General features: G+C 42.2%; 11 protein-coding genes. 3 read left to right on the top strand and 8 right to left on the bottom strand.

Going from position 1 to position 15,445, the window contains the following annotated elements:
* Positions 1-5 precede the first annotated feature (5 nt).
* Positions 6-377 carry a DUF3319 domain-containing protein gene (locus KI655_RS12245; protein WP_285405292.1) on the bottom strand — a complete coding sequence of 124 codons (372 nt, stop codon included), beginning with the start codon at positions 375-377 and terminating at the stop codon, positions 6-8.
* A 100-nt stretch (positions 378-477) separates the two neighbouring features.
* Between KI655_RS12245 and KI655_RS12240 the strand changes: the two genes are divergently transcribed.
* Positions 478-1,449 carry a tyrosine-type recombinase/integrase gene (locus tag KI655_RS12240; protein ID WP_285405290.1) on the top strand — a complete coding sequence of 324 codons (972 nt, stop codon included), beginning with the start codon at positions 478-480 and terminating at the stop codon, positions 1,447-1,449.
* A gap of 23 nt (positions 1,450-1,472) precedes the next feature.
* On the opposite strand, the gene KI655_RS12235 is transcribed toward KI655_RS12240, so the two are convergent.
* Positions 1,473-2,468, bottom strand: coding sequence for a D-alanine--D-alanine ligase (locus KI655_RS12235; protein WP_285405288.1), 996 nt, complete (start codon positions 2,466-2,468; stop codon positions 1,473-1,475).
* Between the two features lie 173 nt (positions 2,469-2,641).
* Positions 2,642-3,211 (bottom strand): SPOR domain-containing protein, encoded by a 570-nt coding sequence (locus tag KI655_RS12230; RefSeq protein WP_285405286.1) that lies wholly within the window; start codon positions 3,209-3,211, stop codon positions 2,642-2,644.
* Between the two features lie 216 nt (positions 3,212-3,427).
* Here KI655_RS12230 and KI655_RS12225 point away from each other — a divergent pair, with 216 nt between their 5' ends.
* The gene (locus KI655_RS12225) at positions 3,428-6,112 is read left to right on the top strand and encodes a bifunctional acetate--CoA ligase family protein/GNAT family N-acetyltransferase (protein WP_285405284.1); all 2,685 of its coding nucleotides are present in this window, start codon (positions 3,428-3,430) and stop codon (positions 6,110-6,112) included.
* Positions 6,113-6,131: 19 nt separating this feature from the next.
* Here the strand turns inward: KI655_RS12225 and KI655_RS12220 are convergent, their stop codons facing one another.
* Positions 6,132-7,019, bottom strand: a complete 888-nt coding sequence (locus tag KI655_RS12220; protein WP_285405282.1) for a LysR family transcriptional regulator — start codon at positions 7,017-7,019, stop codon at positions 6,132-6,134.
* A gap of 241 nt (positions 7,020-7,260) precedes the next feature.
* Here KI655_RS12220 and KI655_RS12215 point away from each other — a divergent pair, with 241 nt between their 5' ends.
* The gene (locus KI655_RS12215) at positions 7,261-9,393 is read left to right on the top strand and encodes a TonB-dependent hemoglobin/transferrin/lactoferrin family receptor (RefSeq protein WP_285405280.1); all 2,133 of its coding nucleotides are present in this window, start codon (positions 7,261-7,263) and stop codon (positions 9,391-9,393) included.
* Positions 9,394-9,730: 337 nt separating this feature from the next.
* On the opposite strand, the gene galE is transcribed toward KI655_RS12215, so the two are convergent.
* The 4 genes from galE to KI655_RS12195 form a co-directional block, all read right to left on the bottom strand.
* A complete protein-coding gene (gene galE / locus KI655_RS12210) occupies positions 9,731-10,744 on the bottom strand; it encodes a UDP-glucose 4-epimerase GalE (RefSeq protein WP_285405278.1) in 1,014 nt (337 codons plus the stop codon).
* Between the two features lie 75 nt (positions 10,745-10,819).
* Positions 10,820-12,784 (bottom strand): diguanylate cyclase domain-containing protein, encoded by a 1,965-nt coding sequence (locus KI655_RS12205; protein ID WP_285405276.1) that lies wholly within the window; start codon positions 12,782-12,784, stop codon positions 10,820-10,822.
* Positions 12,784-13,290 carry a YfiR family protein gene (locus KI655_RS12200; RefSeq protein ID WP_285405275.1) on the bottom strand — a complete coding sequence of 169 codons (507 nt, stop codon included), beginning with the start codon at positions 13,288-13,290 and terminating at the stop codon, positions 12,784-12,786. Before KI655_RS12200 ends, KI655_RS12205 begins: the two co-directional genes overlap by 1 nt.
* Entirely contained in the window at positions 13,280-15,334 is a 2,055-nt protein-coding gene (locus tag KI655_RS12195) for a TonB-dependent siderophore receptor (RefSeq protein ID WP_285405274.1), read from the bottom strand. Before KI655_RS12195 ends, KI655_RS12200 begins: the two co-directional genes overlap by 11 nt.
* Positions 15,335-15,445: the final 111 nt, after the last annotated feature.

Here is a 15,445-nt window from a genome sequence, read left to right as displayed (position 1 = left end):
AATCTTTACTTCTTTTGTTGCTGGGCTTTTTGTTTTGCTACCAGATATGCTTCGATATGGCGTTGAATTGCGGTTTTCGAGCCTTTGATAAGGCGACCGTTAAACATGCAATACCAAGCATTCGGTTCACCAGTATCGTTTTTAATCTGGTAGCCATTAAAGTTTTCTGTTTGACCTGCTGCACCTGCACGCGGTTTGTTTAAAGAAGTAAACTCTTTCGGGTCGATGATAGATGCGGTGTCAATCCACCAATCAATACTCTTCTTCAAAGCGGTCAAGTTACCTTGAATTGCGTGGTTCTTAAGTTTTGCACGCCAAACTGTATTCGTCGCATCTGTTGATTGCAGATGAACTCCTCGATAAATCGAATTAGCCATATCTATGAATCATCTTTCTGTTTTCACTACGCTAATCATAAGTGTACTATTAATGATATCAAGCATATTATGACAAAAACACCTGATCAGGTACGGTAATTTGAGAAAAAAAGTCCCGGTTTTAACCGACCAATCACAAATTAATTCCTTTGTCGAAAAGCTTAACACCGAAGCTTCGCTAGATATTATAGATGAGTTGACCGACAATCAATATTCTCGAAATTCACGGTTGGGTATTCTATCTGACTGGAACCGTTATTTAGCATTTTGTCATAAATATCATATCAATACGTTACCTGCTTCTGTCACTGCTATTCGTCGTTTTCTTGAGATCGAAGCTCATGAGAGAAAGTTTGCATCGTTAAAACGTTACACTGCAACGCTATCAATGTTGCATACGGTTTTAGGTTTCCCTAACCCAATTAAACATAAACAAGTGCGATACACACTCGTTCAACTACAAATTTCCAAATCAGGTGACGCAAAGCAAACTAATGCGATGACTTATCAACACTTACGTCAATTAAACGCATTACTATCCAAACCAGACGCTTCACTTAAAGATCTACGTGATATCGCGATTTATAACGTGATGTTTGAGTGTGCGTTGAAGCGTTCTGAGCTTAAGAAACTCAAATCGCATCACATTACGGTCAGAGATAACCTAGCACATGTCGATGTTGCCGATTCGTCATACCAGCTTTCTGAAACAGCTAGCCAGCATTTACAACGCTGGATAGAGATGAGTAGCCCATTAGAGCTGCAGCCACTGTTTCGTTCAATTGACCGTCACGGTCATATCCATAGTCAACCTCTAGACGACTCTTCAATTTATAGAATCGTAAGACGTGCGAGTGACCTGTTGCAATTGACAGGAAGTTTGAGCTTCTCCGGGAACTCTATTCGTGTTGGTGCAACACAAGAATTAGCAAAGCAAGGAATGGCGATTAGAGAGATTCAAGACTTTGGCCGTTGGATGAGCCCTGTTATGCCAGCGCAGTACCTTGGACAATTTACGAGATCTGAAGAAGGAAAAGTCGTGTTTAAAGAGATTATTCCGTGGCAATCATGACTGACCACCACGGATTAAAGAGTTTACTTCAGGCTAGTGCGCACACAGTTTTCTAGGAAAGCGCTGAATGCATGACCATTATGCTCAACCATTTTAGGGAACATTGAGATTGGTGTCATACCTGGGAAAGTGTTCACCTCATTGAGATAAATCTCATTGTCTTCAGTTAAGAAGAAGTCGATTCGTGACAAGTGGCGTAACTTCATTTGTGTAAACACTTTTCTTGAATCACGTTCAATCTGCTCTAATTGATCTGGCGTTAGATTCGTTGCCTCAACTTCCGTCGTTGAGTGGCTATCTGCGCCGTACTTTTCTTCATAAGTGTAGAACGCGCCATTAGGTGCGATAACTTCGCCCGGCTTGCTGATGTATAGCTCGCCGTCTAGCTCATAGGCTGCAACTTCAAGCTCACGTGGTACAACTGCTTTTTCAACCAATACTTGGTCAGAGAAGGTAAACGCCTTATTCACTGCTTCTTCTAACTCATTAATATCAGTGACTTGGTAGCAACCTACTGAAGAGCCTTGTCTTGCCGCTTTAACAAATACCTTACCCCACTGATTAAACGCGTCTTTTGCTGCAGCGTGGCTCTGCTCATTGTTATCTGATAGGAACAAGTATGGAGTGTTCGCAATACCGATAGCATCGTACCAGAGCTTTGAGGTAATTTTGTTGAAGCTATTGTTACTGGCTTCCGAGCCACAACCTAGATATGGGATTTTAGCCATCTCAAATAAAGATTGGATATCACCCGTTTCACCAGGGAAACCGTGAATACACGGAGCAATAAAATCGACTTTGGTTTGCTGAGTCTCACCGCAAAGCATTTGATTGTTAATGTCTAAATACACTAACTCGCCCGAATCAAGACACCACCCTTCACTTTTGATTTCTACTCTCACGACATTGAAGTCTTCAATGCTATTAAGTTGATCGAAAAGATAGCCAGCTGATACTAAAGATACTTCATGCTCTGATGAGCCGCCGCCGCATAAAAGAAGAATATTTGTGGTGTTCATTGTTTATTTCGGTCCTTGAGAACTCGGTTTACTTCACTCAATAATAAACAAATAGAGAGAGAGTTTCAGTACTTTGAAGGTGAAAGTGCTCATATTGAGATTAAGCGTCTAACTATTGCTCGAATATGATGTGCAAAGAAAAAGAAGGAGCCATTGGCTCCCTCTTTTAATGATTAGTTAAGCTTGTTCAGAGTCGGATATGCTGAATTTTTGATTTCATCAATGCTCTTAACGAATGGCTTTAAGTTTTGGAACGTTTTCGGCAACGTTGAGATTGCTTGTTTTGCTTCAGAACGTGTAGCGTAGTCGCCGTATAAAACTGTGAACCACTTTGTACCGTTAACCACTTTGTAGTTTTCCCAAACTGGCTGCGATGTAGTAGGAAGTTGATTTACGAATGAATCCACCTTGCTCTGACTGCCAACAGCAACAACCTGCACCGTGTAACCAAAACGTTGGTTCATCTGCTGTTTCTTTGAAGGACCTTTCACTGTTGCTACAGGTTTAACGGTTGTTGTTTTGGTCACTTCTTTTTTTACAGGTTCTGTTTTAACAACGTTGACTGTGACATTTTCTTCGCTAACGCCTGAGCCCATTTGTTCCGATTTTGAAACGACCGGTGCTTCAACTTGCGCAGTCTTGTACTCTTCTTGATAACTTTCTGAAGTCACATCCGTAATGTAGTTTTCAGATACACACGCAGCCAACAGCAGTGGCAGAGTCGCAATTGCAATTTTTTTCATGGAAAGCTCAACGTCCTTAATAAATAACTACTATAAATCATGCCGATAGCTCGGTACAGAATCAAGTTAACTTTAATATTATACACAATTTGTGGGTGACCTATTTCACAAACTTAATCGCATAACGCACACATGATCTAATTTCGATGAAATTACCATCAACCTGGTTATGAAAAGTACGCTAGGATGACGATGTGTTTATTGAAAGGAAGTATTATGAACCCACTCGACTCGTTACTTAAACCTCGTTCAATAGCCGTCATTGGAGCATCAAAACGAGAGTCTAGAGCTGGCTACATCGTTATGAACAACCTCCTCCACGGTGATTTTAAAGGCGCGGTAATGCCAGTTACGCCAAAGTACGATTCCGTTGCTGGAGTCCTTTCTTATAAAACAGTATCTCAACTCCCTATTGTTCCTGATTTAGCCATTCTATGCACACACGCTTCACGCAACGTTCAACTCTTCGAAGATATTGCCGAGAAAGGGATTCGATCAGTTATCGTGTTGTCTTCAGACATGCATCAAGCGACGACAGATGGCCTTACAATAGAGTCTCAGTGTTTGGCCATCGCCAAAGAAAATAATATCCGGGTATTAGGTCCAAACAGCCTTGGGATCATATTGCCGTGGTTGAACTTGAATGCGTCGTTTTCCCCTGTTTCAGCGCTTCCTGGAAAAATCGCTTTTGTTTCACAATCTGCGGCCGTGTGTACCACTATTTTAGATTGGGCGAACGACAAAGAAATCGGATTTTCCGCTTTTATTTCAATCGGTAACGGTAGTGATATCGATTTTTGTGAGTTACTAGATTACCTCAGTACCGATACGCACACAGAAGCTATCCTTCTTTATATTGATACCATAAAAGACGCTCGTCGCTTTATTTCTGCTGCTCGGGCAGCCTCGCGTAACCGACGAATATTGGTTCTAAAAGGAGGAAGAACCGAACGTGGACGGGCGGCAGCGATGGCGCACACTGGTGGTACAGATACACTCGATATTATTTATGATTCAGCAATACGACGTAGCGGCATGCTTCGCGTAAAAAACATGCATGAATTGTTCGCGGCAGTAGAAACATTAACACACTCAGTCCCATTGAGAGGTGAAAGGCTTGCGATTGTCACCAACGGTGGTGGACCAGCAATTATGGCCGTTGATACCTTATTTGAGCGAGGTGGTAAACTCGCTGATCTTTCAGAGGCTACCTATCAAAAACTCAATCAGCGTTTACCAGAGAGTTGGTCTCACAGTAACCCAATCGATATTGTTGGTGATGCCGGTGAACAACGTTATATCGATACCATAAACACACTTTTAGATGGCGATGAAGCCGATGCTATTTTGATTATGCATAGCCCTTCTGCCATTGCGCACTCAGCTCGAACTGCTGAAAAAATCATAGATGCCATCAAAAAGCACCCTCGTCATAAGCACTTTAATATACTTACAAATTGGTCGGGCGAACTCACCGCAAAACCAGCCAGAAAGCTCTTTACCGATGCGGGTATTCCGACATATCGAACGCCAGAGAGTTCAATTGTTGCATTCATGCACTTGGTCGAGTACCGACGTAACCAAAGACAGCTAATGGAAACACCTACAACGGCTGAAAAAGTGCATATCGATGACCTCGAAGATGCTAAAAATTGGATAACCACCCAGCTGCTGGATAAAAACACAGTGGTTCTAGATACTCATCAAAATAGCCAATATTTTAAGCACTTTAATCTGGATGTATTGCCTACGTGGATTGCCACAGACCCGAGTGAAGCCGTCCATATCGCCGAAACTATTGGTTATCCCGTTGCCGTTAAACTCCGTTCGCCAGACATCCCCCATAAGTCCGACGTTCAAGGCGTTATGCTTAACCTCAGAAACAGCAACGAAGTTGCCAATGCGGCTCAAGCCATTCTCGATCGGACTCAACTCTCCTACCCAACGGCGAACATTCATGGTTTGTTAATTCAAGGGATGGCTAAACTAGCAGGTGGCCAAGAGCTTCGTATCAAAGTTACTACAGACGAGACATTTGGTCCTATCATCTTATTAGGGCAAGGAGGTTCTGAGTGGGATGAATCGTTAGATGCGGCAGCCGCTTTTCCTCCTTTGAACATGACTCTGGCTCGTTATCTTATTATTCGCGCCATTAAGAGTGAAAAGATACGCTTGCAAAAGTTACCTAACCCAATTGATATCGAAGGTCTGTCTGAGCTTTTGGTTCGCATTTCTCAAATGGTCGTTGATTGTCCAGAAATAAAAGAACTGGATATTCATCCAGTATTAGCTAACGGTGACAAATTTACCATTCTTGATGCTGATATCACCCTAGAACGCTATCAAGGTAACGCACAGGAAAGGTTGGCGATCCGCCCTTATCCAGTAGAGTTAGAAGAAACGATTACCTTAAAAGATGGGTCGACCGCCCTATTACGACCGATTCTTCCTGAGGACGAGCCAATACATGCTGATTTTATCAGCCGAGTGTCCAAAGAAGACCTTTACAAGCGATTTTTCAGTGATGTCGGCGAGTTTAATCATGAAGCGTTAGCGAATCTGACACAGATTGATTTCGACCGAGAAATTGCTTTTGTGGTGATTAAGGAAGAGCAAGGCCTACCATCGATCATCGGTGTATCAAGAGCTTTGATTAATCCTGAAAATACAGATGCTGAGTTCGCGATACTGATACGCTCTGATCTTAAAGGTGTTGGTTTGGGTAAGGTACTAATGAAAAAAATCATAGAGTACTGTCAATCTAAACAGACTAAGCAAATGTCGGGTATGACGATGCCGACCAACCGCGGTATGTTGATGCTTGCTCAAAAAATGGGTTTCAAGCTAGATATAAGCTTTGAAGATGGGACGGCTGATATGGTGTTGCCACTACAGCCGTAAATGTTTTCGTTACCGTCTGTTACTTAATGGGCCAAGTCTTTTTCAAATGTTGAATGCACCAAGACTTGGCATCTCCCATTTTATTGCGTCGCCATGCGATGACAATGTCGATACTCGCTTTTTCAGAACCTTCAATCTGCTTAATCACACCACTTTCAATCAAAGGCTGTGCCACAACCGTCGGTAAGGTACCGATACCTAAGCCTGAAGTGAGAGCCTCTACCTTAGCGGCAAAATTGGTTACCGTCATACGAGGTTGTTTCTCTAAGATATTGATACTTATAGCAGGTTTATCGCGAGCCGTATCCGCAATAGCAATTACCCTGTAACTTTCACGTGCCTTTTGGTCGAATTCACCAACACGTTTATGGACATAATGGTCACTTGATGCCACCCACATCATTTCAAGCTTACCAATGACCTCGCTTTTCATATCATTGGGTATTGCTTCCATTTTTGGGCAGACCAACAGATCAGCTCGATCGTCGATTAATGACTCCCAGCAACCAGCTAGAATTTCCTCTTGAAGCTTTACTCGGGTCTTACTTATCTTCCCCAATTCATCCACGAGCGGAAAGAAATTGGCCACGGGCAGAATACCGTCAAAGGCGATCGTTAGGTCGAGTTCCCAGCCATTTGCCAAGATGCTCGCCTCGTTCACGAGTCTTTCTGTCGCACCTAATATCACGCGCCCTTGTTCTAATATTAACTGCCCCGCCTCCGTGAAGTTAGCTCGGTGCCCTGAGCGGTCGAAGATCATAATGTCTAGATCTTGCTCAAGTTTTTGAATCTGATAACTCAAAGACGATGGTGCTCTATCGAGTTCATTAGCGGCAGCAGCAAAACTACCACGGCGACTGATAGCATCCAAAATGTGTAAAGCTTCTAAGGTTATTGGGCTCTGCACAAGCTACTCCTTCATGTTTTTTTGTGATTTAAATCACATCAATTGCACTTTAATTGAACTTATTTAACATTCAATAATGCACTTAAATAACTGATTAAAAAGAATTTTAGTCAACATGTACGCAGATGTAAACATCAAAACACTCAACAAATAACAATGATAACAATAGTAATTCTCATTTAGATCCAATAGAATGGCATGCGCCCAAGCAACCTACTATGGATTTTAAGGTTTCAAAAAAATGTATAAAAAATCACTATTGTCAGCTTCCATTATATTAGCTGTTTCCCCTGCTCTTCACGCTGAAGAATATTCTCTTTTTGATGAGGTCGTTGTTTCTTCAACTCGTACTAATCAACAATTAGAAGATGTAGCCGCTTCTGTTGCTGTGATCAGCGATAAAGATATCGAATCTAAGATGGTAAATAGCGTTGAAGATTTATTCCGCTACACACCAGGAGTTACAGTAACTACGAACTCTCGCCAAGGTATCCAAGGCATCAATATTCGTGGTATGGAAGGCAACCGTGTAAAAGTTATCGTAGATGGTGTATCGCAGACTAACCAATTTACACCAAGTGGTACTCAGCAATATAACTTCATCAATTCATCAAGAGTTGACGTCGATACTGATATGCTGAAATCAGTTGAAATCGTAAAAGGTGCAGCCTCATCTCTTTACGGTTCTGACGCAATCGGTGGCATTGCAGCTTTTGAAACCAAAGATCCAAGTGACTTCCTGAAAGGTCGTGATTTTGGTGGTCACGCGAAATTTAATTTCTCATCGGCAGACAACACGTTCAGTGAGTCAGTAGCTTTAGCAAACCGAATTGGTGATTTAGAAACACTTGTTGCTTACACACGTCGAGATGGTGAGCAAGTCGATAACTTTGGTTCACCTGACGAGCAAGATATTCAAAATAATAACCTGTTAGTTAAGCTACAGTACCAGCTTAACGAAGACCACCGCTTAGAGTTCTCTGGTAACTTTATTGAAAACTCAGGTGATACAGATTTAGAGAGTGCAAGCTACACAAACTACTACGGTGAAGATTCAACAAGTCAGCAGCAAGTTGGTATTAAGCACATTTGGAACTCTAACCTATCTTTTGCGGATACGATTACTTGGCAAGCTGACTGGTTAGCCAAAGAAGAGAATGGTGTAACGCACCGCACATCAAATGGCGGAAGTATATTCTTACCACCTGCTGGTAACGTACAGAAGAAAGACTACATCTATTCTGATGAGGGTTACCAGTTTGATGTTCAACTAGACAAATTCTTTACTACTGGCAATGTAGAACACTACTTAATCTATGGTGCAGCCTATTCAGATAAAGACATCGAAAACGTAAACAAAGAATATAACTCTATTAGCGCTGACCAGACTATCTTCTATATCCCAGCCGCATCTGAGAAGAAATATGGCTTCTTTGTCCAAGATGAAATGACAATTGGTAACTGGTTAATTACTCCGGGCGTCCGTTTTGATGGCTTTGAAACGAATCCAGGAGATACAAGTCAAAACCCAAGTAGTAATCCAGCGAGTGACTACACTAAGTACTCGGATTCTGCAGTTACTGGCCGTCTAGGTACTACATATACGCTAAATGATGAAAACAAGATCTTTGCGCAAATCAGCCAAGGCTTCCGTGCCCCTGATTTCCAAGAGTTGTATTACTCGTTTGGTAACCCTGCACATGGCTATGTAAATGCACCAAATCCAGACTTGGAAGCTGAAGACAGTATTTCTTACGAACTTGGCTGGCGTCATAACACTGATTTATCATCTTCTGAAATCGCGATCTTCTACAGTGATTACAATAACTTTATCGACAGTCAACCAGTTAGCGGTTCGGGTAGCCCGATGGATCCGACTGTTTACCAAAGTATTAACATTGATGAAGCAGAGATCAAAGGTATCGAAGCTTCTAATACAATGTCGTGGAACGGCTTTATGCCTGTACAAGGTGTTAGTAGCCGTGTTGCTGCAGCTTACACTGAAGGTAAAGATGGCAAAGGCAACCCTCTAAATACAATTAACCCGTGGAATGCTGTGGTAAGTCTAAATTACGATGCACCAAACTCTCCTTGGGGTACATCTATTGACGTGAATTACACGGCTAAGAAGAAATCGAGTGACATTGATAGCTCAGGTTTGTCAGCTCCAATTCTTGAAAATGCAGCAGCAACAGTAGTTGATTTAACGGCTTACTATATGCCAATGAAAGATCTGACACTACGTGCGGGTATCTTCAATGTAACAGATGAAGAGTACTACGAATGGAACGATGTTCGTGGTTTCTCTCAAGAAGATAAAGACTACACCCAGCCAGGTCGCAACTGGTCTGTTACCGCTAAGTACGAATTCTAATTCGCTTTACAAAGCCTAAAGTACAAAAAAGCCAGCATATCTGCTGGCTTTTCTTTATTTCACTTAAAATTGTAATAAAAAGGGGTAAGTGAAACTACTTTTCTGCCATTTCTTTCTTAACCATAACAGCTGCGGCTACGATGAAAGTAATGATTAGGCCTAATTCCATGATTAACTCCAAACAAAATTAACATTAAACATATATTTTGCGCGTATAGTAACACAATGAATGCGTAAAGATACTTTTTAACCACAAATTTACTTTTATTCCGATTCAGATCAAAAAAGGCGCCCTAAGGCACCTTTTTGGTAAATAAATCGACCTGATTTTATTAAATTAACCAGGAAAACCGTTAGGATTGTTCGACTGCCAACGCCATGTATCAGCGGTCATTTCAGACAGAGTGCGTGTCGCCTTCCACTCTAGCTCTGTCTCTGCTTTCGCTGGGTCAGCCCAACACTCGGCAATGTCACCCGGACGACGTTCTACTAGCTTATAAGGGACTTCCTTACCGCTTGCTTCTTCAAATGCTTTAACCATTTCTAAGACACTAGAGCCGTTGCCTGTACCCAAGTTATAGATATGAAGGCCATCTTTCTTACCAACCTTTTCCAAAGCAGCAATATGACCGTCAGATAAATCCATCACGTGGATGTAGTCACGAACGCCGGTACCATCTTTGGTTGGGTAGTCACTACCAAACACAGATAGGAACTCACGACGCCCTACTGCAACTTGAGAGACGAAAGGCATTAAGTTATTTGGAATACCTTGAGGATCTTCACCCAGCTCACCGCTTGGGTGTGAGCCCACAGGGTTGAAGTAACGAAGTAGCGTGATACTCCAATCTGGATTCGCTTTTTGGAAATCTGTTAGGCACTCTTCAACCATCAGCTTACTGCGGCCGTAAGGGTTAGTGGCACTGGTTGGGAAGTCTTCAGTAATTGGCACGCTCGCTGGATCACCGTAAACTGTTGCTGATGAACTGAATACTAGGGTTTTCACATTGGCTTCGCGCATCGCGTCTACAAGAACCAAAGTACCGTTTACGTTGTTATCATAGTACTCAAGTGGCTTCTCTACTGACTCACCAACAGCTTTAAGGCCAGCAAAGTGGATAACTGCCTCAATGTTGTTTTGCTTTAGTGTCTCAGTTAGCAGCTCTTTGTCACGAATGTCACCCTCAACAAAAACTGGCTTAACACCAGAAACTTTTTCGATACGTTCAAGAACGCTTGGCTTACTGTTATACAAGTTGTCAAAGATGAATGGAGTCATCCCTGCTTTGATCATCTGGATACTGGTATGACTGCCGATGTAGCCCATACCGCCGGTTACTAAAACGTTCATTTTAAGCCCTGTTTTTATATGTATATAGTATTGGCCTTATGTTACAACAAGTTATTCATAAGGTGTAGGCAAAAGTCAGGCGAAAACATGGCATCCTTTGCCTTCTCGCTTTGCCTGATACATTGCTTCATCCGCTACTTTTAGCAATGAGTCCAAATCGTTCTCAAATTCATTAGAAACAGTGATACCAATACTCGCCCCGACTTTGAGTTGTCGCTGTTTATAGATTACAGGCTCTTTGATTAATGCCAGTATTCTTTGAGCCAATTTAGATAATTTATCTCGGTCTGTTTGCTTAACGACTAACACAAACTCATCACCAGACAACCTCGCAACCAAATCCCCTGCTCTAACTTGTGATAGCAGTTTGTTTGAGACCTGTTTAAGAATCTCGTCCCCCGCATCGTGGCCATAAGTATCGTTGACCTTTTTAAAGCCGTCGAGATCAAGGTACATAATGGAGAAGCCACTGCCGGAGTATCGACTATTTGCAACTGCACCATCGAGATATTTGTATAATTGGGTTCGATTCGCTAACCCTGTTAACGCGTCATGATGAGCAAGGTGTTCTAACCGTTCCATCTCTTTCACATTCGATAAGTCAGATAGCGTCAGTACCATATCAAAGCTATTATCTTCCTGACTGGAGCCAATGCGGTTAACCTTAACAAACATAGGCACTAACTCCCCAGAAGAGCTTTTTTCCCAAACTTCACCTTGCCATTGGCCAAAATGGTTTAACGAGTTTTGAATGGTTGGCATCAATGATGTGAACTGCTGCCATTCGAATACCTGTATCGGCGTTTTGCCCACCAGTAAATCTGCGTGATAACCGAGCATTCGTGTAACCGCTGGATTCACCATGGTGATGTACTGTTCAGAGTCGAGCACAATCAAACCATCTTGACTGTGTTCAAATACTCCTGCTGCCAAGCGTTGTCGGTTCATTGCTAGCTGAATCTCTGTCACATCCTGAATGGCAAACAAAACGTGATCACTTTGGGACAATGAACGCGCACTGATCTGTAACCACTGTTTTTCTTGAAATAATGAGGTCGTTTCGATCAGCTCGTCAGTGACATCGACATTTGATTGCAAGACTGAGTTAATCAAATTAACGGCATTTGAGCCCAGTAGTTGTTGGATCGTCATTTGATCAAGGTAAGCAGCTGTACAACGAAAAATGTCCTGCGTTGCGGCATTACACTGAACAATCAGGCCCTTACGGTTAACCACTAGCAGTGCATGTTGGACGGTTTCAACCACCTCGTTCGCAAACGCCTTCTCTTGCTGTAGTTTATCTAGAGTAAAATTAATCTGCTGCTCTCGCTGGGACAAACGAGTCTGCATGGTGTTAAAGCCACGGACCAAATCACCAATTTCATCTTGATAGTTATTGGACAATGAAACCCGATTCTTTCCGCTTTCGACAAACGTCTGCATCGCTTCATTCAATTGGAAAAGCGGCTCGATGATGAACCGTTGTGTGACTTTATAGAGAATACCGCCAAGAACGAGTAAAAGTAATAAATAGACACCAGACGTTTCAATGATACTTTCCGAGATCTTTTTAAAGCCTGACTTAGAAATGGTTACGCGCAAATTAGCCATCACACTACCGTCAAGCTCAACGGGCACAAGAAGGAAAATATAATCTTTAGAGATCGAAAACTGGTGGTCGAGAACCTCCTCTTTTTCTTTTTGGGTCAGTAGAGGAATCTCTTGCGTTTGAGTTGTATAGCCAGCAAAAAACTCATCTTCAACACTGTATAACTTAACTCTCACAATATCCTGATCGGCACTAAACGCTGAGAGTATCTCCTCTGCCGCCATTTTGTCTTCGAACACAATAGCAGCCTGTAAGTTATAAGCCACACCTTGAGCCAGCACTTTTACACGTTGAATCAGGTTCGCTTTCTCGCGCTCAAACGTGACAGTGTAATTTATTGACTGAATGGTAATGAAAGTCATGCTGATAAACAGGACGATTGGCAAAAACAGTTTGTTTCGTATAGATAAATTTCCTATGGAGCGACGCATTATTTACCCTCCAAAGTCGAAATTCTCAGTAGATTTGAACCAATTGTGTATGAGCGAGATGCCGAATTCTTCAGACTTATCTTCGGTTTGATCTTGTTATTGATGTGCTCTAGTTGAATGACGCCACCGCTTTCGGTAAAACCCTCGTGATCACTGATGGTCACGACATGACTGCTCAACTTAGTAACGTTTGAGACACCATTAACGAAAGCGACATGACAGGTTTCGTCAATAATGCTTGAAACCTTAACGGGTAAGGTTCGAATAGAATGTTTCTTCGCTATAACTTGAAGAGCATTTTCTATTTTACGATTATCTTGAATACAGAATTTCAGCGAGTTGAAGTTCTTTTCATTATCCCATCGAATGAAATTGGCGATTCTGTAAATATAAACAGCTTTAATCTCATGTGACTTATAACTATTAGCGTTTGCTTGGTTCACGCTCCCAATACTAAAAATAGCCATAATTAACAGCAGTCGTGATCCAATATAGCTAGAATTCATGAGATAACCTCACAAACACAGATTGCTGATTCACGACTTTTTTACTGGTCATTTCTGCTCTATATCCATGGTGTTTGCCTATATTTTCCGCTATCAATTCCACTAATGGGTAACGCTGCGACATTTGCCATGCTAAACGAGCATCGAAAGCCAAAGAGTGGTCATAAGATGCCCAAGGATATTTGGTGCCATTATCGGCTTGCCAATAGTCTGGGTAATTTACATTGATGTATTTCGCCAAAACATCAAATTGAATTTCATTGCTTACATCCCACAATAGTTGTGCTGTAGCGATGTGTTCGTTATCAATATCGTAATAACTTGCGGTTAATTCACTTGATGTCGGATCATCGCCAATTCGTTCACCTTCTAAAGAGGCATAGGCGTAACTTAGGTAACCAGTCAGTGACTCATTCATCTGAATCGTCGCCCCCAGTTCTAAGCCATAGGTTTGGGCACTGTAATCATCTGATAGCCTACCAACGTAAATATGAGGCGCTGGAATGTCACTATCGTCATAGCTATGAGACTTAATATTATTGTGCTCACTCGCATAAAGTGTCGCATCCACTTCAAATCCATTGAATCCAGAATAGCGATAGCCAATTTCAGCGGTCACCACGTCTTCATTTTTTAGGTCTGGGTTGGGCTTGTAAATATCGAGGTAGTATTGGTCGCCAGCATAACTATTAAAAAAGTACGCTGAGTTGGAGTCCATATAAGATGGTGCTACAACGGCCCGACTGACGCCACCCCATAGTGTATGTGCTTGAACAGGTTTATAGAGCAGACGTAATTGAGGCGATAATTCGGTTGAGTTGTTTTGGGTGAAATGTTCCACTTTTGCACCCAATGTCAAAGACACTTGCTCTCCCCACCACTTGGTCGACTGTGCAAATGTATTGATGATGTAATCGTTGGCGGTTTCGATGTCGTAGGCACGTCGGTAATAATCAGGCTCATACCAATCAACATCGCTTAACTGGCTGCTTGAAAAGTCCAAATGCATGTATCGTATGCCACCGCCAAATGTCACTTTATGGCTATCGGAACGCGCAGAGTTAACTGTGGCATCAAAATCTAATGTTGTGTAACTGCCCGGTGCGTCTAGAGCACTGTCTTCGTTATATTCGCCCCACAGTGAATACGCCAACGATGTTTGATTGTTAATATCCAGCTGATGATTGAATTGGGTATAGAAAGAGTGACTCTCATTAGAAGAAGGCGCAGAGCTAAAGTCGTTCCATGTGCCGTCACTGTTGTAATGAATCGTGTATGCCTGAAAATCTGAGCGACTTTGTTCACCTCCAAACCGCAGTGACCATCGCTGCATATGATCAACCGGCTCTATCACCACCCCAGCGCTTTGATGCTTCAATAATACATCGCTGCCTTGATACTCAGGGACTTCTTTGTATTTATAGTAGGCTCGCGCGAAAAGCTCGTCATTAAACGCTAGACCATGCCGTGCACTGACTTGATAATTATCGCTGTTTGAAGCTAGCCCGGATACATATGAACCTTGAGTCTCTTCTGCGGATTTTGTAATGATATTAACCACACCATTAACTGCATTCCCGCCCCAGATCGTTCCGCCGGGGCCTTTGAGCACTTCAATACGGTCGATATCCGCAAGAATGTAATCAATATCTGCCCAATACGTTCCCCCATAGACAGGGCTGAACAAACTACGTCCATCCATCATCACGAGCATCTTGTTGTACAAACCATCATGGAATCCGCGAGAGGAGACAAACCACGAACCTTCATTGAACTTGGTTACTTTTATGCCGGGAACAAGCATTAAGGCTTCAGCGATAGACTTAACACCACTGCGCATGATTCGTTCGTTCGACAAAACGTAAACAGAAGATGGTATATCGGCTAACTTTTCACTGGTTTTGGTCGCAGTCTCTATTTGCACGTCTAACATTGAGAGCTCTTCTAAGCTCATGTTGAGTAGCTCATCTAGATGGATGTCTTGTGCTTGTGTGGAATACGCCCCCAGTAATGCTAATCCTAAGCAGGTTTGGCGGTAGATCATATGAGAAACTTCTTACTGAATAGTGTACTAATCCTTTAATCAATAAATTGACTATATACGATATATCATTCTGTTGAAACAATGTTAATGGAAGTTTGATAATGATCACTG

Origin of the sequence: Vibrio sp. D404a, assembly GCF_030248535.1 — a bacterium.
In the GTDB taxonomy this organism is placed as follows: Bacteria; Pseudomonadota; Gammaproteobacteria; order Enterobacterales; family Vibrionaceae; genus Vibrio.
Note: the sequence above shows the minus strand (reverse complement) of the source record. Positions and strands in the feature narration are given on the sequence as shown.